The 25,610-nt window shown below is 63.1% G+C and carries 23 protein-coding genes; 11 read left to right on the top strand and 12 right to left on the bottom strand.

Going from position 1 to position 25,610, the window contains the following annotated elements; genetic code table 11:
* Positions 1-35 precede the first annotated feature (35 nt).
* The 5 genes from HED64_RS02825 to HED64_RS02805 all read right to left on the bottom strand — a co-directional run bounded on the left by HED64_RS02825 (position 36) and on the right by HED64_RS02805 (position 6,123).
* Entirely contained in the window at positions 36-1,694 is a 1,659-nt protein-coding gene (locus HED64_RS02825; protein ID WP_168150569.1) for a dipeptide ABC transporter ATP-binding protein, read from the bottom strand.
* Complete coding sequence (locus tag HED64_RS02820; protein WP_168150568.1) at positions 1,691-2,584, bottom strand: ABC transporter permease; 894 nt, start codon at positions 2,582-2,584, stop codon at positions 1,691-1,693. The genes HED64_RS02825 and HED64_RS02820 overlap by 4 nt, the downstream gene beginning before the upstream one ends.
* A complete protein-coding gene (locus tag HED64_RS02815) occupies positions 2,581-3,558 on the bottom strand; it encodes an ABC transporter permease (protein WP_168150567.1) in 978 nt (325 codons plus the stop codon). The genes HED64_RS02820 and HED64_RS02815 overlap by 4 nt, the downstream gene beginning before the upstream one ends.
* Positions 3,559-3,585: 27 nt before the next feature.
* Positions 3,586-5,250 carry an ABC transporter substrate-binding protein gene (locus tag HED64_RS02810; RefSeq protein WP_168150566.1) on the bottom strand — a complete coding sequence of 555 codons (1,665 nt, stop codon included), beginning with the start codon at positions 5,248-5,250 and terminating at the stop codon, positions 3,586-3,588.
* Between the two features lie 264 nt (positions 5,251-5,514).
* Positions 5,515-6,123 (bottom strand): NAD(P)-dependent oxidoreductase, encoded by a 609-nt coding sequence (locus tag HED64_RS02805; protein ID WP_168150565.1) that lies wholly within the window; start codon positions 6,121-6,123, stop codon positions 5,515-5,517.
* A 114-nt stretch (positions 6,124-6,237) separates the two neighbouring features.
* Here HED64_RS02805 and HED64_RS02800 point away from each other — a divergent pair, with 114 nt between their 5' ends.
* From HED64_RS02800 to HED64_RS02790, 3 genes are all read left to right on the top strand, one after another.
* Positions 6,238-6,615 carry a winged helix-turn-helix transcriptional regulator gene (locus tag HED64_RS02800; RefSeq protein WP_168150564.1) on the top strand — a complete coding sequence of 126 codons (378 nt, stop codon included), beginning with the start codon at positions 6,238-6,240 and terminating at the stop codon, positions 6,613-6,615.
* 114 nt (positions 6,616-6,729) lie between these two features.
* Positions 6,730-7,182: a DUF4383 domain-containing protein gene (locus tag HED64_RS02795; protein ID WP_168150563.1), complete on the top strand. Its 453-nt coding sequence runs from the start codon at positions 6,730-6,732 to the stop codon at positions 7,180-7,182.
* A 205-nt stretch (positions 7,183-7,387) separates the two neighbouring features.
* Positions 7,388-8,851 carry an L-lactate permease gene (locus HED64_RS02790; RefSeq protein WP_168150562.1) on the top strand — a complete coding sequence of 488 codons (1,464 nt, stop codon included), beginning with the start codon at positions 7,388-7,390 and terminating at the stop codon, positions 8,849-8,851.
* Positions 8,852-8,872: 21 nt separating this feature from the next.
* On the opposite strand, the gene HED64_RS02785 is transcribed toward HED64_RS02790, so the two are convergent.
* From HED64_RS02785 to HED64_RS02775, 3 genes are read right to left on the bottom strand one after another with little or no spacing between them, the layout of a single operon-like run.
* Positions 8,873-9,169: a DUF503 domain-containing protein gene (locus tag HED64_RS02785; protein ID WP_168150561.1), complete on the bottom strand. Its 297-nt coding sequence runs from the start codon at positions 9,167-9,169 to the stop codon at positions 8,873-8,875.
* Positions 9,170-9,222: 53 nt separating this feature from the next.
* Entirely contained in the window at positions 9,223-10,500 is a 1,278-nt protein-coding gene (locus HED64_RS02780; RefSeq protein ID WP_168150560.1) for an aminotransferase class I/II-fold pyridoxal phosphate-dependent enzyme, read from the bottom strand.
* A 44-nt stretch (positions 10,501-10,544) separates the two neighbouring features.
* Positions 10,545-10,925 (bottom strand): GerMN domain-containing protein, encoded by a 381-nt coding sequence (locus tag HED64_RS02775; protein WP_342590635.1) that lies wholly within the window; start codon positions 10,923-10,925, stop codon positions 10,545-10,547.
* A 7-nt stretch (positions 10,926-10,932) separates the two neighbouring features.
* On the opposite strand from HED64_RS02775, the gene HED64_RS02770 reads away from it, so the two are divergent.
* Entirely contained in the window at positions 10,933-11,370 is a 438-nt protein-coding gene (locus HED64_RS02770) for a hypothetical protein (protein WP_168150559.1), read from the top strand.
* 157 nt (positions 11,371-11,527) lie between these two features.
* On the opposite strand, the gene HED64_RS02765 is transcribed toward HED64_RS02770, so the two are convergent.
* The gene (locus HED64_RS02765) at positions 11,528-11,929 is read right to left on the bottom strand and encodes a helix-turn-helix domain-containing protein (protein WP_168150558.1); all 402 of its coding nucleotides are present in this window, start codon (positions 11,927-11,929) and stop codon (positions 11,528-11,530) included.
* Between the two features lie 120 nt (positions 11,930-12,049).
* Here HED64_RS02765 and HED64_RS02760 point away from each other — a divergent pair, with 120 nt between their 5' ends.
* From HED64_RS02760 to HED64_RS02740, 5 genes are all read left to right on the top strand, one after another.
* Positions 12,050-12,874 (top strand): helix-turn-helix transcriptional regulator, encoded by an 825-nt coding sequence (locus HED64_RS02760; RefSeq protein WP_168150557.1) that lies wholly within the window; start codon positions 12,050-12,052, stop codon positions 12,872-12,874.
* Positions 12,875-13,055: 181 nt separating this feature from the next.
* Positions 13,056-14,024: an ABC transporter substrate-binding protein gene (locus HED64_RS02755; protein WP_245325608.1), complete on the top strand. Its 969-nt coding sequence runs from the start codon at positions 13,056-13,058 to the stop codon at positions 14,022-14,024.
* Positions 14,021-14,932: a siderophore-interacting protein gene (locus HED64_RS02750; RefSeq protein ID WP_168150556.1), complete on the top strand. Its 912-nt coding sequence runs from the start codon at positions 14,021-14,023 to the stop codon at positions 14,930-14,932. The genes HED64_RS02755 and HED64_RS02750 overlap by 4 nt, the downstream gene beginning before the upstream one ends.
* Positions 14,907-15,983 (top strand): iron chelate uptake ABC transporter family permease subunit, encoded by a 1,077-nt coding sequence (locus HED64_RS02745; RefSeq protein WP_168150555.1) that lies wholly within the window; start codon positions 14,907-14,909, stop codon positions 15,981-15,983. Before HED64_RS02750 ends, HED64_RS02745 begins: the two co-directional genes overlap by 26 nt.
* Positions 15,984-16,000: 17 nt before the next feature.
* Positions 16,001-17,140 (top strand): FecCD family ABC transporter permease, encoded by a 1,140-nt coding sequence (locus tag HED64_RS02740; protein ID WP_168150554.1) that lies wholly within the window; start codon positions 16,001-16,003, stop codon positions 17,138-17,140.
* Positions 17,141-17,871: 731 nt separating this feature from the next.
* Here the strand turns inward: HED64_RS02740 and HED64_RS02735 are convergent.
* Positions 17,872-19,629, bottom strand: coding sequence for an ABC transporter ATP-binding protein (locus HED64_RS02735; protein ID WP_168150553.1), 1,758 nt, complete (start codon positions 19,627-19,629; stop codon positions 17,872-17,874).
* Positions 19,626-21,308: an ABC transporter transmembrane domain-containing protein gene (locus HED64_RS02730; protein WP_168150552.1), complete on the bottom strand. Its 1,683-nt coding sequence runs from the start codon at positions 21,306-21,308 to the stop codon at positions 19,626-19,628. Before HED64_RS02730 ends, HED64_RS02735 begins: the two co-directional genes overlap by 4 nt.
* A 200-nt stretch (positions 21,309-21,508) precedes the next feature.
* On the opposite strand from HED64_RS02730, the gene HED64_RS02725 reads away from it, so the two are divergent.
* Together HED64_RS02725 and HED64_RS02720 are read left to right on the top strand one after the other, a co-directional pair.
* Positions 21,509-22,294 carry an ABC transporter ATP-binding protein gene (locus HED64_RS02725; RefSeq protein ID WP_168150551.1) on the top strand — a complete coding sequence of 262 codons (786 nt, stop codon included), beginning with the start codon at positions 21,509-21,511 and terminating at the stop codon, positions 22,292-22,294.
* Between the two features lie 347 nt (positions 22,295-22,641).
* Entirely contained in the window at positions 22,642-23,817 is a 1,176-nt protein-coding gene (locus HED64_RS02720) for an NAD(P)-dependent malic enzyme (RefSeq protein ID WP_168150550.1), read from the top strand.
* Positions 23,818-23,981: 164 nt separating this feature from the next.
* Here the strand turns inward: HED64_RS02720 and HED64_RS02715 are convergent, their stop codons facing one another.
* Positions 23,982-25,409 (bottom strand): NtaA/DmoA family FMN-dependent monooxygenase, encoded by a 1,428-nt coding sequence (locus HED64_RS02715; protein ID WP_342590634.1) that lies wholly within the window; start codon positions 25,407-25,409, stop codon positions 23,982-23,984.
* Positions 25,410-25,610 lie beyond the last annotated feature (201 nt).

Raw genomic sequence — 25,610 nt, 5'->3', positions numbered from 1 at the left:
ACCACGACAACGTGCTTCCCCATAGCTGCCGGGGCTTAGGCTGAGCGGCCGGGCACCATCGTTGGCGCTGCGGCGAGCAATGAACGCGTGTATTCGTGTTGAGGGTTGCTGAACACCAACTCGGTGGCTCCCGATTCCATCACCGCACCGGCACGCATCACCACCACCTGATCGCTCATGTGCCGGATGACCGACAGATCGTGGGAGATCAAGAGGTAGCTCAGCCCCAGACGTTGCTGTAACTCATCCAGTAGGTCGAGGACCTGGGCCTGCACGGAAACGTCAAGGGCGGAAACCGGCTCATCACAGATCAGCACCCGGGGATTTGGAGCCAGGGCGCGGGCGATCGCCAGCCGCTGACGCTGCCCTCCGGAGAGCGTTGTGGGGTTCCGCGAAGCGAGCACCGGATCTAAGCCCACCATGTCCAGCAGCTCGGCGATCTTGTCCCGATAGTTGCGGGGATTGCGCGTGCTGCCCTGACTCAACGCGTCCGCCAACAACGCGCCGGTCGATAGTCGCGGGTCGAAGGAGGCCAACGGATCCTGATAGATGGCGCCCAAGGAGGAGCGGCGTGCGCGGCGCTGAGCCTCGGGAATTGACGACCAGGGCTCACCAAAAAGTGTCACGGTTCCGCTATCCGGTGCCAACAGTCCCAGTGCCATGCGTGCCGTGGTGGTTTTGCCCGAACCCGATTCGCCCACCACTCCCAGCGTCTGCCCGGGGTGTAGCTCAAAGTCCACATGTGACACCGCAGGGAAGGAATCAGCCCCGTCAACGGCAAAGCTTTTGGACAGGCCCCGTGCGACTAATACCGGTGAGTGCTCTACGGAGGTCAGATCCGGAGTCGCTTCCGGTGCGCGGAGAACCGGTGAGCTGTTGGCCGGGACTGTGGGGGATAGCTTGGTGAAGCGGGGCTTGCCGGCGGGAACTGCGGCCAACAGAGCCCGGGTATAGGGATGCTGCGGGTCATAAAGAATCTGATCCCGGGAGCCATACTCAACGATGCGCCCGTCCTGCATCACCGCGATGGAATCGGCGACGGAAGCCACGGCCGCAAGGTCGTGACTAATCAAGAGCATGGCCGAGCCGGAGTTACGCAACGTTCCCAACAGATCCAGCACCGCGGCGGCAATCGTTGCGTCTAACGCTGTGGTCGGCTCATCGGCAATGATCAACATCGGGTCAAGGGCAATCGCGGAGGCAATCAGGGCACGCTGGCGCATGCCACCGGATAGTTCCCCGGAGCGTTGTCCGGCTCTGGTCACGGGGTCATCCAGACCCACCGATTCAAGCAGTTGAACAACACGTGCCGCCCGTTGTGACCCGGAACCCGTGGAATGCAGGCGCAGGGCATCATCAATTTCCTTGCCAACGAGCCGCAACGGATCCAGTGAGCTCAGCGCATCCTGCAGGATGAATCCAACCTGAGCGCCGCGAATCGTGCGCCAAGCGCGTTGGCTGAGACCTCGAACATCTCGTCCACCGATTTCCAGACTCTCTGCGTGCACCGTGGACCCGGGACCCGCCAACCCGATGAGCGAACGCGCGGTGACAGATTTTCCAGACCCCGATTCACCCACCAACGCCAGACATTCGCCGGGGGTAAGCGTGAAAGAGACGTCGGAGACGACTTCGGAATTGCCGAAGGCCACGGAGAGCTTTTTGACCTGAAGGATCGGAGTCGGATTGCTCATCGTTTGGCTCCTGCGCTGAGGGTACGGGAAAGCACGGTGGAGGCGGCTGCCACCAGCACGATCGCCAGACCGGGGAAGAACGTCATCCACCAGGCCAATGCCAAGTAGGTGCGACCGGCGGAGAGCATGGCTCCCCATTCGGGTGCCGGTGGCGGTGAGCCAAGTCCCAAGAAGCTCAGCGACGCAGCCCAGACGACCGCCTGGCCCAATCCCAAGGTGCCCAGCACAGCAATCGGGGCCAGTGCATTGGGCAGGATATGCGTGGTGAGGATACGCGCCGGGGAGCGGCCAAGCACCGTGGCGGCCTCCACCATGGGGGAGGAGCGCAGCGCAATAATCTGCACACGGATCATCCGCGCATAACCCGGTGCGGTGGTCAATCCCACCGCCACCACGGTGGTCCCCACGCCGGGTCCGGCCAACGCAATAAATACCAAGGCCAGCAATAATCCGGGCAGCGAAAACAGCACTTCGAGGATGCGTCCTACCCAGCTGTCCATCCAGCGTGAACCAAATCCGGCGATGGTGCCCAGCACCAGCGCCAGGAAAAGTCCGATGGCCGTGGCCGCGGCACCGATGAGCAGCGAGTCCCGGGAACCATGGATGATCCGTGAATAAATGTCACGCCCAGATTCGTCGGTGCCGAGCAGATGGCCGGCACCGGGGCCGGAAAACGCATCAACGGGGTTGATGGCCAGCGGATCAAAGGGGGCTAGTATTTGCGGTGCGATGGCCGAAAGGACAAAAAAGGCCAACACGGCTGCCGAAATGATCAGCGGCAGCCGGGCAACGATGCGCCGCATTCGGCCGCCACCCCTAGGCGCGCGGGGCGCCGGGCGTGGGGTGAGCAGGGGATCGCCCAGACTCAGTTGTGGTTTCGGGGTGCTCATGAAGCTTGGATTCTTGGGTCGGCGAGGCGTTCTGCGATATCCGAGAGAGCCATGATCACCACATAGGCGGCAGCCGAGATCAGCGCGACGCCGGTGACTAGGGGAATGTCTCGGGCGGTGACAGCCGAGAGCAGGGAACGTCCCAGCCCGGGGCGGGCGAAGATGGATTCAACAACTACCGCACCGGAGAGCAGGGAACCGAAGGCCCAGCCGGAAAGCGCGATGCCCGGCAGTGCTGCGTGGCGCAGGGAATGGCGCAGCAGGACTCCGATCTCCGACTCACCTCGAGCTCGCGCCGAGAGGGCAAAGGCCGAGCGTTGGGCACGGGCCATGGTGTCGCGCATGACCTGACCCAAGAAACCAGCTAACGGCAGGGCCAGGGTGATCACCGGTAAAACTAGTCCTGCCGGCGTGCTGGTACTTACCGGTGGGAGCCAGCCCAGTGCCGTGGCAAAGAGCATGATCAGCACACTGGCCAGCCAAAAATGCGGTACCGCTGCCGAAACGATCTCCAGCCCCGAGGCGATGGCCGTCCCCACCGCACCGCTGCGCGTGGAGAGTACCGCCAATACCAACGCCAACGCCCAGGCCACCACCAGGGCGAGTACCGCAAGGACTAGGGTGGGCGGAATCAGCTCACCGAGTACCTCGGCCACCGGGGTCTTGAGCGAATAGGAGGTACCCATGTCCCCGGTGGCCAAGCGCCATAGTTGCGAGAAGTACTGAACGTAGAGCGGCTGATCCAGACCGTATTCGGCGCGCGCAGCAGCCAATGCCTCGGCCGAGGCTTGGGACCCTGGTCCGCCCATGATCGCTTCGGCAGGGTCTCCGGGAATCATGCGGATGCCAAAGAAGATCGCGGTGGCCACTGCCCACAACACGAAGATGCCCCCACCCAGCTTGCCCAGCACCCAGCGAGCGGTGCGCCCCAAAATCGGGGCTAACCGCTGGCGCGAGATGGTGGATGTACTCATGGATGGGGGTCCGTCTCCGCTAGCTGATTAGTTAGCCAGCCACGAATCAAAGAAGGTAGGAGTCGCTACGGCTGTGGTGGCTCCGACGTTGCGCAGCTTTTCCGAATAAAGGAAGTGGTTCTGCTGGTCATACAGCGGTAAGAGGTAGTACCCCTCGAGCACCTTCTTCTGGGCCTGCGAGTACAGATCCTTGCGTTCTGCCTCATCCTTGGTGGAACCGGCAGTGTCTAACAGCGCATCAAGGCTCGGGTCCTTGACCTGGGACAGGTTCGCAAAGTAGCCAGATGGTGCGGGAATCGTGGAGTCGGAGTGGAACAGCACGCTCAAGACGCTCGGGCCAACCTTGGTATAGGGGGCCGAGACGAGGTTGTAGTCATTCTTGAACAATTCTCCGTACCAGCTGGAGAGGTCAAGCAGCTTGATCTTGACGTCAAAGCCCGATTCCTTGGCGGTAGCTTGTAATTGCTCAAAGAGTGATTGCTCGGCGGGGATCGACTGGCTGGTGCTGACCGGGAAGGTCAAAGTCAGACGAGTGCCGTCCTTAACGCGGTAGCCCTCGGCATCGCGTTCACTCCAGCCGGCCGCATCGAGGAGTTCGGAAGCCTTGGCGGGGTCATAAGCGAAGAGAGATTCCGCGGAGTAGGCCAGTGGTTCGGCGCTGGAGAGCGGGGAATAGGAACGTGGCGCGGTCCCGAAGAAGAGCGAATCGATGCTCGCATCCACGTTCACCGCATGGATGAAGGCCTCGCGGACCGATGCGTCGTTGAACGGGGCCTTGGAGGAGTTCAGCTCAATGCGGTTCGACGCTCCGGGACGCGGGGCATCCAAGTGCTTGATGGTCTGAGTTTTAGCCGCAGCGGCGATGGTGTCTGGCTGGGCGTTGTCGATAATCTGCACCTCGCCGGACTGCAATGCGGCGTAGCGGGTAGCTGCCTCGGGGATAAAGCGCCAAGTGATGGCGTCCAGGTAGGCTGCGCCATCATGTCCCTCGGTGGCCACCGGCTGGACGTAGTCGGCGTTGCGCACCAGATTAACCGCATCCTGTTTCTTCCAGGATTCAACCTTGAACGGACCTGTTCCCACCGGAGCTGCGCAGTTATCTTCCTGGCTGCGCTTCAGTGCGGTCGGAGATTCGATCGCAACCCAAGGCATGGAGAAGGATTCGAGCAACGAGCTATCGGGGGTCGAGAGCGTGAGTTCCAGCGTCGTGGTGTTAACGACCTTCATCGATGCGATCTTGCCCAAGGCAAGGAAACCGGTGGAAGAAGCTGTCTCTGGATCTAACAGATGCTCGAAGTTCGCTTTCACGGCGGCAGCGTCAAGCGCAGTGCCATCGGTGAAACTGATTCCCTCACGGATCTTCAGGGTACGCAGCAGCCCATCTTCCGAGACGGTGGAGTCTTCGGCGAGCCATGGGATCAGCTGTCCGGAGGCGTCCTTGGTGTAAAGCGTCTCCAAATATTGAGAGGCGACCAATGCTTGGGGATAGTTGCCACCCACGTGCGGATCTAGGCAGGTGGGTTCGGCATCGCCGGAGGCGTAAACCAGGGTGCCGCCGGTGACCGGGGTGCCGGCTTCGCTGCCGGACTCGGGAGCCGGGGAAGCCGGGGCGCAGCCAGCGAGCACAAGCGCTGCGGCTACGGCCGCTGCGGCCGAGAATAGTCTGGTTGCCTTGGGGCGAACGTAATTCATGAACTTCTTCCTGCGAACCGATGAAGTGATGTTAGGAGTGGAATGCTCAGCCATTTGCCTCGTGACTAAGGATCACGATTCACACGGCGGCGACCACCGCAATCAACCATAGTCGCCGCGGCGGAATCGATGAAGCTACTTGTGCTTCGGCTCATACGCCAGTGAAAATGATCAGATGCGCCAACGGGTGTGGCGCAACCCCGGATTGGGGTTCCGCCACACCCGTCTTGAGGTGCGAAGACGCATCGAGCGCCTGTGTGATCCTTAGGCGCTGGCGACGGTGAAGCGGCGGTGCTGGTGCGCCGGAGTCTCGATCTCATCCAGTGCGGCAACGGCGAAGTCGCCGGTGCTCACGTGATCTCCGGCGGGGGAATCGTTGCCCAAGACAATATTCCCAGTCGGCTCACCCGGTGCGATGACCGGTGCCGGTGCCAACATGGTCCAGTCAAGGCCCGAGGCCGAGGTGTAGAGGTCAAGGACCTCACCCATGGTGCGGGCCTCTGGCTTGTACTCCTCGGGGAAGCCCGGGATGTTGAAGAGACGGACGCCGTCAACCTCGGTTGCGCCGGCACCGCCGACGATAAATACGCGTGCAGGCACGAGGGTCTCGGAGATTGCCTCGTGGGCATCGATGAAAGGCTGGTGGGATTCACCGGTGCGCGATGGCGGAACCGAGAAGATAACCACATCATTTTCAGCGGCAAGGGCCCGGTATGCAGCGGCGTCCCCGAGCTGCGCGGCGGCGTTCGAGGATGCTCCGGCAACCTCGCGGCCGGTGCGGGAGACGGCTGTGACCTGGTGGCCACGCTTGGCGGCTTCGGTGACAAGCTGGCTACCGACCATTCCGGTGGCTCCGTATACGGCAATCTTCATGTTCTGCTCCTCTAATATCGCTGCGGTGCTTCGGTTCGAGTCGGCGGTTGCTTTCCTCGTTGTCACAATAGTATCCAATTGATATCGAGTACCTCAACGTAATATGGTTACCTCATGGATACTGAGCAGCGGGCCTTTGACGTCATGAGCCCGGACTGCCCCTCGCGCTCGATCATGCAGCGCATGGGGGACAAGTGGACGCCGTTGGTGTTCCTTGCCCTTGAAGCGGGACCCCGCAGGTTCTCAGCGCTACGGCAGGACATTGGCGGCGTCACACCCAAGGTTCTCACCCAAACCTTGCGCTCCCTAGAACGTGACGGGTTGTTGACCCGGACGATTTATCCCGAGGTGCCGCCGCGGGTGGAATATGAACTCACCGAACTCGGTGCCACCTTGCTGGGACCCCTTGAAATCGTTCGAGACTGGGCGCAGGGGCATGCGGAAAAGATCATTCGTGCCCGGCTCAATTACGACGAAATCAACGAGGGTTAAGTCGTACCGAAAGATTCTTTACCCCGCGGGCAATCCGTCGGCACAGTGGTTCCGAATATCTGCTGTCAGCAACGCAGCGGCGTTGAAAATCGACAGGAACCCAAGGAGCCCACCATGGCCTCGACACACACGAACACACACCGTTCCCTAGTGCAATACGTTGCACTGGCCGTCGGCGCGGTATTTCTGCTGGTTGGTGTCCTGGGATTCATTCCCGGCATCACTAGCAATACCGAACACCTAGGGATGGCCGGACACCACTCCGGCTCAATGTTGCTTGGCATCTTCCAGGTCTCGGTCCTTCACAACGTTGTCCACCTACTCTTCGGTGTCCTTGGAGTCACCCTGTGGCGCAGCGCAGCAACGGCAAAGACCTTCTTGGTTGTCGGGGGTATTGTCTACCTGATCTTGGGCTTCTACGGAGTCTTCATTGACCAGGCCAGTGCCGCAAACTTCGTCCCGGTCAACACCGCAGATAACGTCCTGCACTTCGCGCTGGGCGTGGGCATGGCCGGACTCGGCCTGGCCTTGGGTAGGAACCTGACCCCGGCCCGCCGTATCGCCTAGGCATGGCCGCAGCAAAAAACTGAATCCGATCCCGGGAACCGCCGTACATTCACTTGGTGAAATGTGCGGCGGTTCTCGTTTGTCGCCAGTAAGGGCCAAGCGCCGCAACTAAGTCGTTGTTCCGTCGACGCCCCGGTATCGTCAATCGCAGCAGAACACGCCGCGTGAATCCCCGAGCGGTGCCCCGAACAAAGGAACCGCCAACATGCTGGCATTGGCTGCCGCCTCCCCGATCGTGGTGGCCATGACCCTGTTTCTGGCCCGAACAAAGGCCACCACGATGGCCGTCTATTCCTTGCTCACCGGTGTCCTCGTAGCCATCTTTTTCTTCCCCACTCCTGTTGGAGAGCTCCTGCGGGCTGGAGCCATGTTCGGCCCCACCATTCTTGAAGTGCTGCTGATCCTCTTCGGCGGCGTGCTGCTCTCGCGCATCACCGCCGAAACCGGAGCCATGGACCGTATCTCAGGCTGGCTGCGCCAAAGCGCCTCAAACCGACAAGCTGGAACCGTGCTGGTGATCTTCGGGCTGGTTCCCTTCGCCGAGTCGGTGACGGGGTTCGGAATCGGTGTCACCGTGGGCGTCCCGCTGCTGATGCAACTGGGGCATTCGGTGAAGCACTCGGCGATCCTGAGTCTGCTCGGACTCGTGGCCGTTCCCTGGGGAGCGCTGGGCCCGGGAACGCTGGTGGCAGCGGATTTGGCCGGACTTTCCCTCTTCGACGTGGGTGTCCGCTCCGCGCTGCTGACCCTGCCGGTGGTGCTCGGTGCGGGAATCGCCGCGTGGCTCGTGATGCGCGGGGAATCGCCCAAACCCGGTCGGCTGCTGGCGCACTTAGTGGGCGCCGCGGTGCTGCTCAACGCGGGAATCCTGGTCGCCAACTTGCTCATGGGCACCCCGCCGGCGGGCATCGTCGGCTCGCTACTGGTGTTGGTCGTGCACCTGTTGGCCTTCAAGATCGGCGGGTCGCTGGTGCCGGCCGGACGCGCGGTAGCGGTGGCATTGCTACCCTATGCGGTGCTCACCCTGGGACTGCTGGCGGCCCGCGCGCTCAGCTCACCGATGGAGTCCTCCCTGCTCAAGCGCGCACTCACCAGCGGCGGGATCTGGCTGATCGTGGCCTGCTTCATCGCCCAATACGGCTCCTCTTCCCTGGGCGGCGGAACCTCCGGCCTGCGCGCCCGCGCATCCCTGGCCTACCGCAGCTGGGTTCCGGTGGGAATCGCCACCGGTGGATTCACCATCCTGGGCGCGCTGCTCGCGGCCACCGGCATGGGCCGGGAACTGGGTGCGGCGCTGGCAGGAATAGGTGCCGGGTACTTGGTCCTGGGGCCGGTCCTCAGCGGATTGGCCGGATTTATTTCCGGGTCCAACACCGCGGCAAACTCCATGCTCGCGGCAACTCAGGCGCAGGCGGCCACATCCATGGGCTCATCGGTGCTGCAGCTCGTCGCGGTCTCCAACGTCACCGCGTCGATGGCCACCATGCTGGCTCCCTCGCGGATCCTGCTGGCCTACGAAATGGCTCTGAGTCCCATCGCTGCAGTCCCCGGCCCGGATGCGGCGCCGCCCACCGAAGGGGAGGTTACCGCATGGATTGCCCCTCGGCTCGGCATCCTCCTGGCCGTTGTCTGCACCCTGCTGGGCCTGATCACCTGGGTGATCCACTAGCAGCCGAGATGGGCCGCACACCTACTCGTCCTCGGAGGATCCCAGGCGGCGGCGGGCGCTGAGCAGTTGCACTTCCGGGCGTGCCGCGACGAGGCGCTCGATGCTGTCCAGCACCTCGATCACGTGCGCGGCGTCCGCCGCGACGAGTCCCGCCGCTAGCCCGGCGCGGCGGTGAAGGTCCTGATTTCCGCTCTCCGCGACGGAGACCTCGAACCTGTGCCTGATCTCGGTGAGTATCGGGCGCACCACGTCGCGCTTCGCCTTGAGCGAATGCACATCACCCAGCAGGAGGTCGAATTCGATCCATCCAAACCACATGGATACATCATGCGCCAGGCGTCGTCGGATTGCTGCGAAAGACGGAGACGTTTCTAGCGGACGCCGTTTTCGGCGATGGCCGCCGCTAGCACCGGGGCGAGGCGTTTGACGCCCTCGCGGATCTTTTCTTCGGGCACCGCACTGAAGGCCAGGCGCAGCCGGTGGCTTGGCCCGTCGTGGGGGCTGAAGGCAGCTCCGGGTATGAAGACCACGCCAGACTCGATGCCCTTGGACAACAGCAAGTAGGTGTCGATTCCCTCCGGCAGCGTGACCCAGATGAAGAAGCCGCCCTCGGGCCGGGTGTAGCTCACGGCCTTCGGCATGTACTCATCCAGGGCTTCGAGCATCGCTTCGCAACGCGCGGCGTAGAGTTCGCGATAGGTCTGGATCTGCCCGCGCCAGTCATGCTCCTGTAGGTACTTGCTGATCAACATCTGGTTGAACGTTGCCGGGCAGAGCGTGACGGCCTCGGCGGCCAGGTAGAAGCGGCGGAAGAGGTGTGCGGGCACCACCGCCCAGCCGATGCGCAGGCCGGGGGCCAGGATCTTGGAGAACGATCCCATGTAGATGACGTGCTCGGGGTAATCGGCGCGCAGCGGCCTGATCGCTTCCCCGGAGTAGCGCAGCATGCCGTACGGGTTGTCCTCCAAGATGAGGATGTTCTCGATGATGCAGATCTCGGCGATCTCCGCACGGCGCTCGGCGGCCAGGGTGATGCCCGAGGGGTTGTTGAAGTTGGGGATCGTGTAGAGGAACTTGATCCGCGCGCCGGCCTGCCGCAATTCGGCGATGCGAAGACGTAGCGCCGAGGGGATTAATCCATGCTCATCGGTGGGGATGGGCTCGGCATTAACCTGGTAAGCCTCGAAGGTGTTCAGTGCGCCCACATAGGTGGGGTCTTCACACAGCACTGTGTCCCCGGGGTCGCAGAAAACCTTGCAGGCGACGTCCTGTGCGGCTTGTGACCCGGTGGTGATCACAATGTTATCTGGGTCGACTCCGGTGATCCCTTCTTCGGCCATCACCTCGCAGATCTGCGCTCGCAGAGTGGCGGTGCCTTGGCCGCTGCCATATTGCAGAGCCGTCATGCCTTCCTCACGAATCAGATCGGAGGCCATGGACCCCAGCTTTTCTAGGGGCAGTGACTGCAAGTACGGATTGCCTCCGGCCAGCGAGACCAAGGACGGGTCCAGCGAAAGTTCAAAGACATCGCGCACAGCGGATTGCTTGATGTGCGAGGCCCTTTCCGAGAAGAGCGCCGCATGACGTTCGGCTCGATCGAGGTCGGCTTCGGTTGGGTTACCAGTGGCTGAATCTGCAATGTGGGTCACACGGCTACTTTAGCAACGCCTGTTGCCTATGAGTCAACAAGTAGTCAATTTCCGCTCAGTTGGAAGGCAATTTCTTTGCCGTTGATGAGGATCTTCGCCTTCGCTACAGCTGCCGCAGTCATCGCGGTGTATTCAAGTTGGGCGATGATTCGTGGATTGTCGCAAATACCGCCCGAGCGTAGCTGCCCGGAGAGCTCAATTGTCACGGTGCCGCTAGCTACGGAAGATGAAACATAGCTCAGATCGGAATCTGCCAAGGAATTAACGAGTCCGGACTGCCCATAGTGCGTGTTCTTGTTATCTAACAGGCTGCTGATGGCCGCTTCGACCCGATCGGTGTAAATCACCAGACCGGTCGTTGTCGCCACGATGCTATCGCCGCAACCAATCATTGGCCCGGAAGCACCCTGATCGTTGATGGCCACGTAGAAGGTGCTCAGTGTTGACGTTGTTGTTGAGGGAAGGACGGGCAGCGAGGGCGTTATAAGGGGCGCTGATGACACGCTGCTGGCCGGGGCCCCGGTGGTCTTTGGTGCCGTGGGAGTTCTCGCGGGATCTGGATTTGAAGGTGTTGGTGAGGGGGCGGTTGTCAGCGGCGCCGAAGGTGCAGTTGTTGTCGCGGGTGCCGGTGAAGTCCTGCTGGTCGGGGCCTCGCTCACGGGCGTAGCTGTGACGGGTGCTGGCTCCGAAAGTGTTGGAGTCCTCGGTGCTGCCGGGGCCGTCGTTGTTTTCGGTGAGGGCACAGTTTTGCTCGGGGTGCTGCTGGCCTCGGGGCTCGGTGCGATAGTGCTGCTTGGCCTCCAGCTCGTTGTTGTCATCGGTGCCCCTGCAGTTTCCGCCGCGCAACCGGACAGCGTCAGTAATAGATAGGCTGCGCCAATGCCGGAAATGCCGAGCCGGGTCCATCGCGAGCGGATCATGGCGGCGCCCCTCTCGACCGACAATCGCATGCAGCATGTGCTGCAGCTACTTCCACGATAGGAAGATCTCGAGTGCCAAATCCAGCACGAGTATGTTGCGGTTGTATCTACTCCGGACCGTCGGTCGGCTGCTCACTGCGGCTATCAAGCCATGCCTGAACGGAAGCCGGTCGGATCCTGCGGTGGGTGCCCCGGTACTCCACGGGAATGATGCCCGAATCGGTGAGTTTGCGCAGGTAGCTGGGGGAGATTCCGGCCATCGTGGCGGCCTGAGAGGTATTCAATAACGATTCCATGGTGCTCACGCTCACCTCATCACCCCGTGCCATGCGCGAGAGTACCTCGATGAGCGCCGCGTGAGCCACCGCGGGAAGCTGCAGCGTGGTTCCGTTGACAAAAATCGTGGTGTCCGCGGAATCTTCTAGGGCCGCGGCGAGCCGCTCAGCTGCCTTGGATTCCAGTGCAGGGAAGGTGCGGACCTTACTCAGGGAGGAGGTGGGAGACGCCATAAATACATCGTAACCTTCGCGCGGGCAGTTGCTTTCAACTCTGCTCGCACCAGTAATTAGGGTTACCTTCTGATGTTAGGATCAATAACGAAAGACTACACTTACCGAATTAGGTTTCTCATGGCATCAGCATCCCTGGCCATCATGGCCGAACGTCGGGCGCCGGAAGACGCTGCGCCGACGTGTTCAGATATCTCCTGCCCCAGTTTTTACCGGGTGCACACCAGCCTCATCTCCACGCCGTCCGGCCAAGCATGGGAGTCGCATTGGCACCAAAACTTTCACGAGGTGTTGTGGGGCAGTCGCGGTGTGCTGACGGTGGAAACCGCGCGAGGGGTGTTCATGGTTCCGCCCGGCCTGGGACTCCTAGTGCCCGCGGGCGAGGAACATGCGGTTCTGGCCGGACCCCGCGCCGAATTTCGCTGCACCTTCTTCCATACCCAGCTGGGTGCCGCACCGGGTGACGGTCCCGGCGCCATTGCCATGCCAACGGTCCTGCAGGAATTGCTCCTGCATTTTGAGCGCAACGATGCCGATCTATCGCTTCGGCGTGACAGTGAAAGTGTTGCGTTCCGCATGCTCCGCCCGAGAGATCTCCGTGTCATGGGTATCGTGCTGCCGCAGGATGATCGATTGCGCACCGTTGCCCGGGGCATCCTCGACGACCCGGCCGAGGACTGCACGCTTGAACTCTGGGGCTTCCGCGTGGGAGCGAGTCCGCGCAATTTGTCGCGCCTCTTCATCCGGGAAACAGACATGACGTTTGCGCAGTGGCGCCTGCAAGCCAGGCTGCGCATCGCCTTGGGCTTGCTACTTGAAGGACTGCCCGTCGGGCGGGTCGCCCGGAGAGTTGGCTATCTTTCGGTAAGCGCTTTTGTGGCGGCATTCCGCAAGGAAATGGGCCAGACACCCGGTGCCGTCCAGGGGGAACTGCTCGAAGCTTAGCGCGGCGCGGCCCGCTCCGCCCGAGTCTGTCGCGTGCGCGCCATTGACTGTCCGATTTGCGGCATGGAGGCAAATTAGTCTGGAAATGCAAGATAGGTAACCCTAACTTCCCGTCAGGATCATTGATAGGTCGGGGTTGCCGAATGATGTACTTCCACTCCACTCGCAGAATCGGATTCCCATGAAAACCATGTCGCCCAAGCACCTCAGCGTTGTTGCTGCCCTCGGGGCCTCACTCCTGCTCTCCTCGTGTGCCTCCGGGGCCAGCGCCACGGCAGAACCACCGGCCGAGGCCCAAGTTATCAGCATCAGCAATGAGTACGGAACGGCCGAAATTCCGGCAACACCCGAGCGGGCTCTGGGCTTCTACACGACCGACACGGACATCCTGATCACCCTCGGCATCACGCTGGCCGACCAGCAGCCGATCCGCGGGGATTCGGGCTTTACCACCTTCCCCGATTTCTTCCCCCAGGAAGCCTTGGCCAATGTGACACCGTTCGCGAACTACCCGGAATTCAACTACGAGAAAGTTCTCGAAGCTAACCCCGACTTCATTCTCAGCGGGCTAGCCTATGACACCGAGATCCCCAAGAAGCTGAACCCGATCGCGCCAACCTACAACTACAACGGCTTTGACGGCGAAGACTGGCGTGTGCACTTCAAGAAGACCGCCGAGACACTGCACCGAACCGAGCAGTACCAGGCCTGGATGGACAAGTACCAGGCTCGCGTCGATGAGATCAAGGCAAGGATCAAGGAAGCGGGGATCGAACCCGTGGTCGCCAACATGTCCTTCTACGACGGCAAGATCGGAGTGGACTGCTACGGCATCGCCTGCCTAGTCTTTGACGACCTCGGCCTGAAGATCACCCCGTTGGCCCGCGACAACGGCGGCGACGGCACCCAGCTGAGCCTCGAACAGCTCGACAAGCTCAAGGACATCGACGAGGTGTTCACCAGCGTCGGGGTCGGCGAGGACCGCTCGCTGCTGCAGACCTCGGACCAGCTCAACGCCAGCACCGTCTGGAAAGGCCTGCAGTTTGTGAAGGACGACCAGATCCACAGCTTCAACATGGAAATGGTCTACGGCTCGCCCAGCGGCCACATGGCTCTGCTCAACGAGGTCGAAAAGGCACTGCTCCCATGAGCGCGGCAACCGTGAAGACCGGAAAATTGCCCAACCGCATCTACCGAGCAGTGGTGATCCGCACCGAACGCCTGACCGAGGGCATGATGCGCATCGTGCTGGGCGGTGAGGACTTGGCCGCGTTCATCTCCACGGGCATCGGCGACGAATACATCCGCCTCTTTTTGCCCGAGCGCGGCCAAGACGTTCCGGTATACCCGCACCCGGAGGGCGACTACTGGGAATACGCACCCGAGCAGGTCGCTGGCCCCATGCGCACCTACACGATCCGCGCCGTCGACCCGGAAGCTGGCGAAATTAGTGTCGACTTCGTGGTGCACCCCGGCGGTATCGCCGCTGACTGGGCGCTTTCGGTCCGGCCCGGGTCTCAGGTCGGTTTCAATACCCCCACTGGACTCTATGAGCTGCCTGCCGATGCCACCTGGCAGGTCCTGCTGGCCGACGCCACGGGACTGCCCGCGGCAGCCCGCCTGTTGGAGAACACCCCGGCCGGCATCCACACCACCGCCATTCTGGAGGTCTCGGGCCCAGCCCACGAACAGGCGCTGGAACTGGGCGAGGACACCCAGCTGCGCTGGCTCCACGGAGGCAATGGGGATTCGCCCAGCCGCCTCGCCCAGGTGTTGCGCGAGCTCGACTTGCCGGAGGGTCCAGGCTACGTCTGGGTCGCCGGCGAGGCCCGGGTGACCCGCGAAGCACGCAAGTACCTGCGCAAGGAACGCTCACTGCCCGTGACCCACTTCAAGGTGGTCGGGTACTGGACCGACAAGGCCGAGGAATGGAACGAACGCTACGAGGCTCTAGGGGAGGACTTCAAGAAGTGGCTCGATGAACTGTGGTCCACCGACCTGGACCCGGAGCTCATCCAGGATGAAGTCGCAGATGCCTTCGACGCCCACGGTCTCTAAGGCCGCTCTGCCGTCCGGGGAAGGGGTACCGGAGGCCGCACCGGGGCTGATGCGCGTGAACTCGCGCCGCATCGCCGGTGCGGTGGCCGCCCTAGTATTGCTGGTGCTCATCATGACTGCGAGCCTGCTGCTGGGTGCACGCGAGGTCAATCCGATGATCATCATCGAGGCGCTGACCGGGGCGGGGACCGGTCCCGACCACGCTGCCATCATCGACTTCCGGGCCCCGCGCACGCTGGCCGGGCTGCTGGTGGGCATTGCGCTGGGCATCTCCGGTGCGCTTATCCAGGCGCTGACCCGCAACCCGCTGGCCGACCCGGGCATTCTGGGCGTCAATTCCGGTGCCGCTTTCGCCGTGGTCATGGGAGTGGCGTTCTTCGGTGCCCGGGAAATGGGCCAGTTCGTCTTCTACTCCTTCGCCGGCGCCCTGCTGGCAGTCACGGTCGTCTATTTCCTGGGCTCGCGCGGCCGCTCCGGCGGAACCCCGATCAAGCTCACGCTGGCCGGTATCGCCTTCGGGGCGGTGCTCTCCGGGATCACTCAGGGATTTATCCTGCTTGATGAATCCACGTTTAATGCCATGCGCTTCTGGGGAGCCGGATCGCTGGCCGCAACCCCGTCCGGCGCATTGGGCTGGCTCAGCGGCACCGTGCTGCTCGGCGTGCTGATCGCGCTACTGATATCCCGGTCGCTGAATGCCACGGCGCTGGGAGATGATCAGGCCGCGGCCATGGGCGCACATCTGGGCCGCACCCGCGTGTTGGTCGTCATCGCCGTCACGCTGTTGTGCGGGGCGGCGACGGCCGCCGCCGGGCCCATCGGATTCATCGGCTTGATGGTCCCACACATCGCCCGTTGGATCAGCGGTCCGGACCAACGCTGGATCTTGCTCTACACGATCCTGCTGGCCCCGTCCCTACTGGTTGGCTCCGACATCGTTGGCCGGCTCATTATCCGCCCGGACGAGCTGCAGGTCGGCATTGTCACCGCATTCGTCGGTGCCCCGGTGCTCATCTGGCTGGTGCGGCGGAAGTCCGCAAGCACCCTGTGAAAAGAGAAGACACGCTCATGCCCACCTTTCTGGCGGCGAAGCCCGCAGCACACGAAGAACCCGCAGCACCGCAGAGCCCCTCGGAGGCTCTGGCACCCGCGGGCCGTTTGCCGATCAATTTCGGGGAACGCGTCTGGCGGCTGCGAGCCGGGGACAGAGGCCCCTCCCTGCTGCTGCGCGCTCGCCCCGCACTGACTGGCGCGGTCGCAGTGGCGCTCATTGGTGCCCTGGCCGTGGCCGGGATGGCCATGGGCAGCTTCACCCTCACCCCAGCCGAGGTCCTCCAGACGCTTTTGGGACAGGGCACGGCGAAGACCGAACTGGTGGTCATCTCCTGGCGCCTGCCGCGGGTGCTCATGGCGATCGTGATCGGCGGGGCGCTGGGCATCAGCGGCGCGATCTTCCAGTCGCTGACCCGCAACCCGCTGGGCAGCCCCGACATCATCGGCTTTAATGCCGGAGCCTATACCGGAGCGCTGATCTCCATGCTGCTGCTGGGCGGCGGATTTCTTTCCACCACCATCGGCGCGTTTGCCGGTGGCTTGGCCACCGCGGCGGTGGTCTACCTGCTGGCATTCAAGCGCGGCATCCACGGCTTTAGGCTGATCATCGTCGGCATTGGCATCAGCGCGATGCTCGGCTCCATCAACACCTGGATGATCATCAAGGCGGACCTGCAACTGGCCCTCATGGCGGCGATATGGGGGTCCGGCTCGCTGAACACCGCCGGCTGGGAGCGCGCGGTTCCGCTGCTGCTCATTGCCGTGGCCCTGGTGCCGGCGCTGATGCTGCTATCGCGACCGCTGCAGGGTCTGGAAATGGGGGATGACGCCGCCGCGGCGCAGGGCATTAGTACCGAGGGCGCCAAGCTGTGGCTGCTGGTGATCGGCGTGTGCCTGACCGCGATCTGCACCGCCGCCGCCGGACCCATCTCCTTCGTTGCGCTGGCGGCCCCGCAGATCGCCCGGCGCATGACCGCCAGTGGGCGGGTGTCCATGGTCTCAGCAGCCGTCTTTGGCGCCCTGTTGCTGCTGGCCAGTGATCTGCTGGCCCAGCACGCCCTTGCCCCGATCCAGCTGCCGGTCGGCGTGGTCACCGTGAGCCTCGGCGGGATCTACCTGATGTTCTTGCTCTTCCGCGAGGCCAAGCGCAGCTAGCGAGAACCGCTGCAGCCCCGGGTGCACGAGGCTGCAGGAAGCGTGCTGGGCCGCCAACATGGAGAAGATCTCTATGCACGCGATGGGGTTCGACCAGCCACAGGAGACCGCCGTGTCGATCATCGAAACCCCGTCGGCCAGCAATCGGTCATCGGAGGGCTCGGGCCAGTGCAGCGGCTGTTCCGGCGCAGAGACCTAGTCTTCGATGAACACCTCTCGGAGGCGTTGGCGAGCATCCGGCGAGCGCAAGCGGCTTTCGGTCAGCATCAATGTTGCGCCCCTGACCAGCGCGCTGACGACAAGAACCGGGGGTGCGCCGGGAGTCTTCCGGCCAACATGGGGTCCAAGGACATGAGCGCATATCTGTCGGGCCGTGGGCTCGGAGTTGGTGCTGGAAGCCCGCGGGGATCCATACCACTCGGTTCGAAGGGGCGATCCACAAACACTGCTGCGTGACAAGGGACAGCACGCCGGTGGCAGGGTAAACGAGGTGGAAGTGGGGTGCAGGTGTATCTGTTCGGGGCGCAGGTCATCGTGGCGGATTTCAAGCATTTTCAGGCAATTCAGCAGTGGTGCGCCGAAATTCGTGGGTGTGGACTGGACGGGAGGCAAGAACACTGCATCCCTGAAAGAAGAACCCCTGACTTCACAAGGTTCTCCATTGGCCGTCTACCGGCGCACGGCCGCCCACCCGGCGCAGCCCACCCGGAATCCCGCGAGACGGGATCGCCTCACCGGGCACTCCAGGCCGCCCACAAACTCGCGTAGGTTCCGCCGGCGGTCAGCAGCGCGTTGTGGCTGCCCTGCTCGACGATCCGCCCGTCCTCCATGACCAGAATACGGTCGGCCTGGGCCGCCTGGGAGAGCCGGTGCGCCACCACTACCGCGGTCCGGCCGCGGGTGATGCGCAGGGCAACGCGTTCCATCAGCGCGGCGCTTGCCGATCCGCCCTCCGCTGTGGCCTCATCGAGCACCACTAGGCCGGCTCGGTTCAGCAGTGCCCGCACCAGTGCTAGATGCTGTGATTGCTCGCCGGTCAGCTGCAGCGCACCGTGACCCACCATGGTCTCGAGCCCCTCGGGCAAGGCCATGACCCAGTGGGCTTCGGCCTCGAGTACGGCCTGGATCAGTTCTTCCGCGGTGCTTGTGGGTGCGGCCAACAGCAGGTTTTCGGCGATGGTGCCGCTGAAGACGTGCACCTCCTGGCTGACCAGCAGCGTGCTGTGGCCCAGCCGCGGGGCCGCGGACGCATCAAGCAGCACAGTACCTGCTCCGGGTTCTAGGCTTCCGGCCAGCACGCGGGCCAGCGTGGTCTTGCCGGCACCGCTGGATCCGACCAGGGCCACCAGCTCGCCCGGGGCAATGCTCAGCTCGAAGTCGGTGATCACTGCCGGTGCATCCTGGTAGCCGGCGGACAGTCCGCTGACCACCACACCCGGGGCGCTGCCTGGGTGAGTGACGGCGGCGGGGTCTTGCCGCTCGCGGTCCGAATCGATCAGGCCGACCAGGCGTGCTAGCCCGGCCCCGGCCTTTTGCAGCTCGTCGACGTTGGCCAGCAGGGCGCCGATCGGCCCGAACAGCCGGTGGAAAAACAGGGCGGCCGCGGTCGCCGCACCAATGGTGACGGCATCGGCGCGGACCAAGAAGAACCCGGTGGACAGGATCGCGGCCATGCCCAGCAGCTCGGCCATGTTCAGCCACCCGTAGAACCGCGAGGAAACCACCACGGCCTTGAGCATCAGGGCCACGGCGCCGCGGCTGGACGCGGCTACCGTCGAGACGTGGTGCTGTTCCACGCCCAGCGCCCTGATGGTGTCTGCGCCGCCGGTGGCCTCGAGCAGGTGCTGGCCTCGTTCGGCTTCCGCCACGCGCATCGCCCGGTAGATCGGGCCGCTGCGGCGCAGGAAGGAACGCAGCGCCAGAGCGTGAATTGGGACGCACAACAGGGTGACGGCCGCGAAGCGCCAGTCGAGCACCCCGAGCCCCAGCAGGGTCAGCGCAATCGTGAACAGCGCGGAGATGAAGGTCGGCAAGATTCCGCCGATGGCCTCGTTGGTGGCGTCCACGTCACGGGAGACTCGCGAAATCAAGTCCCCACTGCCGGCACGCTCCAGGCGTTCCTGGGGCAGCTCCATGGCGGATTCGAAGACTTCCTCGCGCAGCTGGGCCAGGCCGCTTTGGCCCAGCTTGGCCAGCAGCACCTGGGAAATACCTGTCAGGATCCCTGTGGCAAGCGCCGCAAGGAACAGCAGCCCCAAGGAATTGAGCAGCGCCTGGGACCCCCGTTGAGCGGAGACGACGTCAACGATCACGCCGAGCAGCGCGGGAATCGCCAGTCCGGTGACCGCAACGCAGAGTAGCGTGAACGCCGTCAGCGCCACCAGCCAGCGACGGGCCCCGAAGATTCGGATCACGTGGTGCCAGGTGGACCGGCCGTCGGCGATCGGCAGCCGGTCGGCCGCGGGAACCCCGGTGGTTGATTCGCTCATGGGTTTACTCCGGCCGTGTGCAGTGAGGTGGTGTCGATGACGGTGTCGCAGGCCCCCAGTAGCATCGGGGAATCCGAGATGACCAGCAGGGTCGCATCCCGCAGGGAGCCAAGTGCCACGGCGATGCGAGCCTCGCTGACCGAGTCCAGGGCCGTGGTCGGATCGGTGAGCACAATGACCGGCTGTCTCTGGTGCAGGGCCCTGGCTAGCAGCAGCCGCTGGCGCTGGCCGCCGGAAAGTGCACTGCCCTGCTCGCCAACCCGTGCATCCAGGCCCAGCGGGAGCCTGGCGCAGAGCTCGGCCAGGCCGGTGGCTTTCAGCACGGACTCCAGTAGCCGGGGCGCATGCAGGTTCTCACGGAACGATCCCGTGAAAATCGCCGCGTCGTGGTCGGCCACGAACACCGTGGAGCGCAGCGTCGCCAGCGAGTCGGCGGGGGCGCCGTTGATCAGCAGCCGCGCACCGGCGTCACCGGTGCGCCCGGCCAGCAGCATGCCCAACTCACGTGCGCTTCGTGCATCGGTGCGCAGGCCCGTCATGCTTCCTGGCAGCAGCCGGACATCGGGGCGCTGCCCCTCGCCGCGGACCAGCAGCTCGCTGAAGGCCACCTGGTCGGTGGGTGTCGGGTCGGCGCGCACCACCACATGCGCACCGGAACCAACCTCGGTGTTCAACAGCGTGGCAATGCGCTTGGCCGCCGCGCGCTTTTGAGCCAGGGCTGCCGGGTAGTACGCCAGGGAGCTCAGCGGCTCCTGGATGAATTGAGCCAGGCCCACCACGGTGACCAGCTGGCCGATGCTGATCTCGCCGGCCAGTGTCATGGACGCGGCAGCCCAGGTGATGGCGGCCAGGAACATGGCACTGAGGCCAAGGGTGACGGTGGAAAAGAGGGCCTCGGATTTTGCGGTGCCAAGTGCCGCCTGCAGCGAGGCCCTGCTGGTGTCGCGGTAGCGTTCGGTGGCCGTGCGGGTGGCGCCCAGGCCCTGGAGTACGCGCAACCCGGAGACCAGGTCGGTGGCCAGGCCCGTTGCCTCGGCGGCGCGTTCCTGCTGCAGGTGCGTGCGCCGCTCCAGTGGGGCGGTGATGAAGTGCATGAGCACCAGGAACACCACTGTGGCAACCAGCACCAACAGGCCCAGCTGCCAAGAAATCAGCAGCAGCGCTGCCGCGGCGGTGATGAGTGCCGCGAGGCTCGCGCTCATCTGAGAGATGGTCCAGCTCAATCCGGCGGTGATTGCCGTGTCGGAGGTGGCGATGTTCAGCGTTCGTCCGGCACCGAATTGCTTGCCGGTGGCCCGCGGATGGAGCACCTTGGCGATGACCATTTGGCGCAGGGAGTGGTCGCCGAATCCGTAGACCCGATTGGTCAGCCGGTAGCCGTGCCGCCAGCTGTAGGTCAGCATCAAAAAAAGGCCCGCTAGCGCGCCGAGTATCCATAGCAGGGCGCTTAAGTCCGAGGGGCCGATGGCCTTGTCGATGCCCACCCCGATCAGCACCGGCACCAGCGCCTCGCAGACCTGGTGGATCATCAGTAGGGCGGTCGAGGCGCCCAGTTGCAGGCCGCGTCCGTCGGCGAATGCGCCATGGCGCAGGGCATGTTTGCCCGCCGCGATGGCGGAGAAATCCGGGGTCAAATCCCGGTCAACGGTGCGCTGGTTCTTGTTTATATTGGGGGCCACCTCAAGAGCCTATGCAATGCCCGTGGGTCGGGCTGGACATGCTGTATCGCCAGACGGACAGATCGGCGAAAAACTGCATGTTTCGGCGATTTCTCCTGCTTTGCTTGTGTTGTACCCAACGCCGGGAACAGTGTGATTTCCCCGGTCCCGAGCAATTGCTCCCCGCAGGGGGAGCCGACCAACAGCGAAAGTAACGCTCCATGGCACTTGCAGCAGAGACCCTCACCTTGGCATACGACGAACGCGTGATCTCAGAGAACCTGAGCGTCAAGATTCCCGAGGGCGCCTTTACCGTCATCGTCGGCCCCAACGCCTGTGGAAAATCGACGCTGTTGCGCGCCTTCTCCCGCTTGCTTAAGCCCCGGACCGGGTCGGTAGTGCTCGACGGGCGCACCATTCATTCCTACAAGGCCAAGGAAGTGGCGCGGAAGCTCGGGCTGCTGCCACAGACCTCGACTGCTCCGGACGGAATTTCCGTGGCGGACTTGGTGGCCCGCGGCCGCTATCCGCATCAATCACTGATCCGCCAATGGTCGACATCGGACGAGGCGGCAGTCGTGGCGGCGATGGCCGCCACGAACGTCGCAAACCTTTCCGGGCGACAGGTCGACGAGCTGTCCGGCGGGCAGCGCCAACGAGTCTGGGTAGCCATGGCCCTGGCCCAACAAACCCCGACGCTGCTCCTGGACGAGCCGACAACCTATCTGGACATTGCGCACCAAATCGAATTGCTAGAGCTTTTTGGCCGACTCAACCGCGAGAACAATCAGACCTTGGTGGCAGTGCTGCATGACCTGAACCATGCGTGCCGCTATGCAACGCACCTGATAGCCATGAAAGAGGGGAAGGTGGTTGCTGCAGGGGACCCATCGGAGATCGTGACAGCTGAACTGGTTCAGGAGGTGTTTGGTCTGCCGTGCATGATCATCCAGGATCCTTTGACAGGTACTCCCTTGGTGATTCCATGGGGTTCCGCGCGGAAATAGCCCGAAACAGCGCAGCTCCCGCGGGCCCGTGATCCTACGATTGGCTCTGTCCTCGACAGCGCGGAGGACCGGTTCTGGAGTCCACCCGGTGGCTGGGAGTTTTGCAGTCGGTTGCGCCAAATGGTGGCACGCGTGCGGCGAAATGCAGTAGAGTACGGACTACGGTCTAAAGAAAGTACTGACCAGTGCGACGTTGCCGCAGCCATCACCCCCGGCCGGCAGACGCACAGCGAGGCAAGAAACCAGGCAATCACCACATAGAAGTGGAAATGCCGGAATCTTCGTCGTCTGCGATCACGGAATCGCCCCTCGCCTCGAAACACTTCAGAACTTTCAAGGAGACCATTATGTCCATCGATACCTCTCTTAACGCTGCCGCATCCATCACCGACGCAGACATCTTCGACGCCCACATTGGCGGCAAGCTCACCGTCCAGTCCAAGATGCCGCTGGCCACCAAGCGGGACCTCTCCATTGCCTACACCCCGGGTGTCGCCCAGGTGTCACGCGCGATCGCCGCCGACCCGAAGATGCATGCCACCCACACCTGGGCCTCACGCCTGGTGGTGGTCGTTTCCGACGGCACCGCCGTGCTGGGACTGGGCAATATCGGTGCCGCCGCCTCGCTGCCGGTCATGGAAGGCAAGAGCGCACTCTTCAAGGAATTCGGCGGCCTGGATTCCATCCCGTTGGTCCTGAACACCACCAACGTTGATGAGATCATCGAGACCCTGGTCCGCCTGCGCCCTAGCTTTGGTGCCGTGAACCTCGAAGACATCTCTGCCCCGCGTTGCTTCGAACTCGAAGAACGCCTCATTGAGGCTCTTGACTGCCCGGTCATGCACGATGACCAGCACGGTACAGCCGTGGTGGTTCTTGCATCATTGATCAACGCCGCCAAGGTGGCCGGCAAGGAACTGGGCGCAATGCGCGCGGTGATTTCCGGTGCCGGTGCTGCCGGTATCGCCATCGCCGAGATCCTCATCAACGTCGGACTAGGCGATGTGGTGCTGGTCGACTCCAAGGGAATCATCCACCGCGACCGCGACGACCTGAACGCAGTGAAGGCCAAATACGCCGCGGTGACCAACAAAGACGGACTGATCGGCGGCATCCGCGAAGCCCTCGACGGCGCCGACGTTGTCGTGGGTGTCTCTTCCTCCAAATTCGTGGAAGAGGACTTGTCGAGGATGAACGAGAACGCCATCATCTTCGCGCTGTCCAATCCTGACCCGGAAGTCATGCCGGATGTTGCCCGCAAGTACGCCGCCGTGGTGGCCACCGGACGCTCGGACTTCCCGAATCAGATCAACAACGTCTTGGCCTTCCCGGGCATTTTCCGCGGTGCACTTGATGCCGGCGCACGCCGCATCACCGGTGCCATGAAGCTGGCGGCGGCTCACGCCATTGCCGAGCTGGTGGGCGATGACCTCGCCGCTGATCACATCGTGCCGTCGCCGCTTGACCCCCGCGTCATGCCGGCCGTCGCTGCCGCCGTAGGACACGCAGTACAAGAGAAGTAGCCTCGGCTTAACGCGGAGCAATACTACATACGGCTGAGGCCCGATCACCTGCTAAAGGTCATCGGGCCTCAGCCGTATGCGTCTCAAAGCCCCGGTAGCACCGGGACTCCGCTGCTTTTAGTCTTCAGCGCCAACGATGGCAGCGTATCAACGGTTAAGCTCGCTCAAGACTCCACCCCGGCGCGCTGCACCTCGAGGCCGCGCGTGGTCTCGGCCTCTTCCCAGCTGGTTGGACCCGAGGTGAACGCGCCGCGGTAACCGGCCGCGGGGTGGCGATCGTTGAGCAGCGGACCGTCACCAAACAACTTCTCGCGCAGGGTTCCTTTTGCGTATTCGCTTTGGGCCAGACCCCGTTCACGCAACACGGGAAGAACCTTGTCGGCGAACTCCTCAAAGGAACCCGGAATCACCCAGTTGATGACATTGATGCCATCCACGCCCGCGGCCTGCCATTTCTCGATCTCGTCCGCGATCTGCTCCGGTGTTCCCACCACGCGGGTGTTGCGGGCCTGAAGCCAAGCGATGTCCGCGACAACCGGCTCACGATCGGTGATGTGCTTGGATACCCATTCGGAGAAGCCCTTGCCGGTGTTGGTGTCCAGATCGGCAATCCGAGTTTCGGGCGGGTAGACGCGTCCGGTCTTGTCCACGATGGCCGAATGGGCCAAGTAACCGTCGACGCTCACAAACTGGTCGTAGTACGCCTCCTTCTCCTTGGCCTCTTCTTCGGTGTCGCCAATGATGAAGGACAAGCCCTGGAAGAACTTGATGTCCTCCGGATGACGGCCAAATTCCCCGGCCAGCCGGCGGGTATCTGAAATCAGCTCGGCGGCGATCGCCGGCGACGGGGCAATGATGAAGGTCGCCTCGGCATTACGCGCGGCGAAGGCACGGCCCGAAGCCGAGGACCCGGCCTGGAACAATAACGGAGTGCGCTGGGGTGAGGGCGAGGGCAGATGCGGCCCCTCGACCCGGTAACGCGGACCCTCGTGGTAGATCTTATGGATCTTGGCAGCATCGGAGTAGACCCCGTTCTCCTTGTCCTTCTTCAGTGCCTCGGCATCCCAGGAACCTTCCCAGAGCTTGTAGGCAACATCAACGTATTCGTCGGCCCAGGCATATCGTTCGGCGTGGTCGGTCAGCTGCGGCAGGCCATAGTTGCGTGAGGCATTGTCGTTGATGCCGGTCACGATGTTCCAGGCGATTCGCCCGTTGGAAATATGGTCAAGCGTGGAAATTTGCCGGGCAAAGTTATACGGGTGGTTCTGCACCACGTTTGAGGTGGTGGCCAGGCCGATGTGTTTGGTGCTGACCGCGAGGGCACCTAGGAGCACGGTGGGATCGTTGGACGGGATCTGTAGGCCCTCGTTCGCGTAGACGTCGAAGTCTGCGTCCGAGTCCCCATAAAGTCCCGAGACATCGGCGAAGAACATGGCGTCGAACTTTGCCGCTTCGAGGGTATGCGCCAAATCGATCCAGGTATTAACGTCGTTGAACTCCGTCTGGCCGGCATCCGGGCGACGCCATTGGCCGTGGTGGATGTGGCTGGTCGTATTCATGACAAATGCGTTGAAGTGAAGTGGCTTGCCCACGGTGTTACTCCTTTTGTTCCACGAAAAATCTTGAACGTCGTTGTTTTGGCGTTTCCGTTGTGTCCCCGGCAATGCTGGTCTGCATCGATGCTGGCAGGGGAAAAACCGGGCCCCGAAGATTACGTAGCGCGGGGTCGTCACATGTCCTCCTGTGACGATGTGACGTGTTCGTGAAGCGTCCTGGATGTCGCCATGCGACGC

Source organism: Paeniglutamicibacter terrestris, from assembly GCF_012271785.1.
Lineage (GTDB): Bacteria > Actinomycetota > Actinomycetes > Actinomycetales > Micrococcaceae > Paeniglutamicibacter > Paeniglutamicibacter terrestris.
Note: the sequence above shows the minus strand (reverse complement) of the source record. Positions and strands in the feature narration are given on the sequence as shown.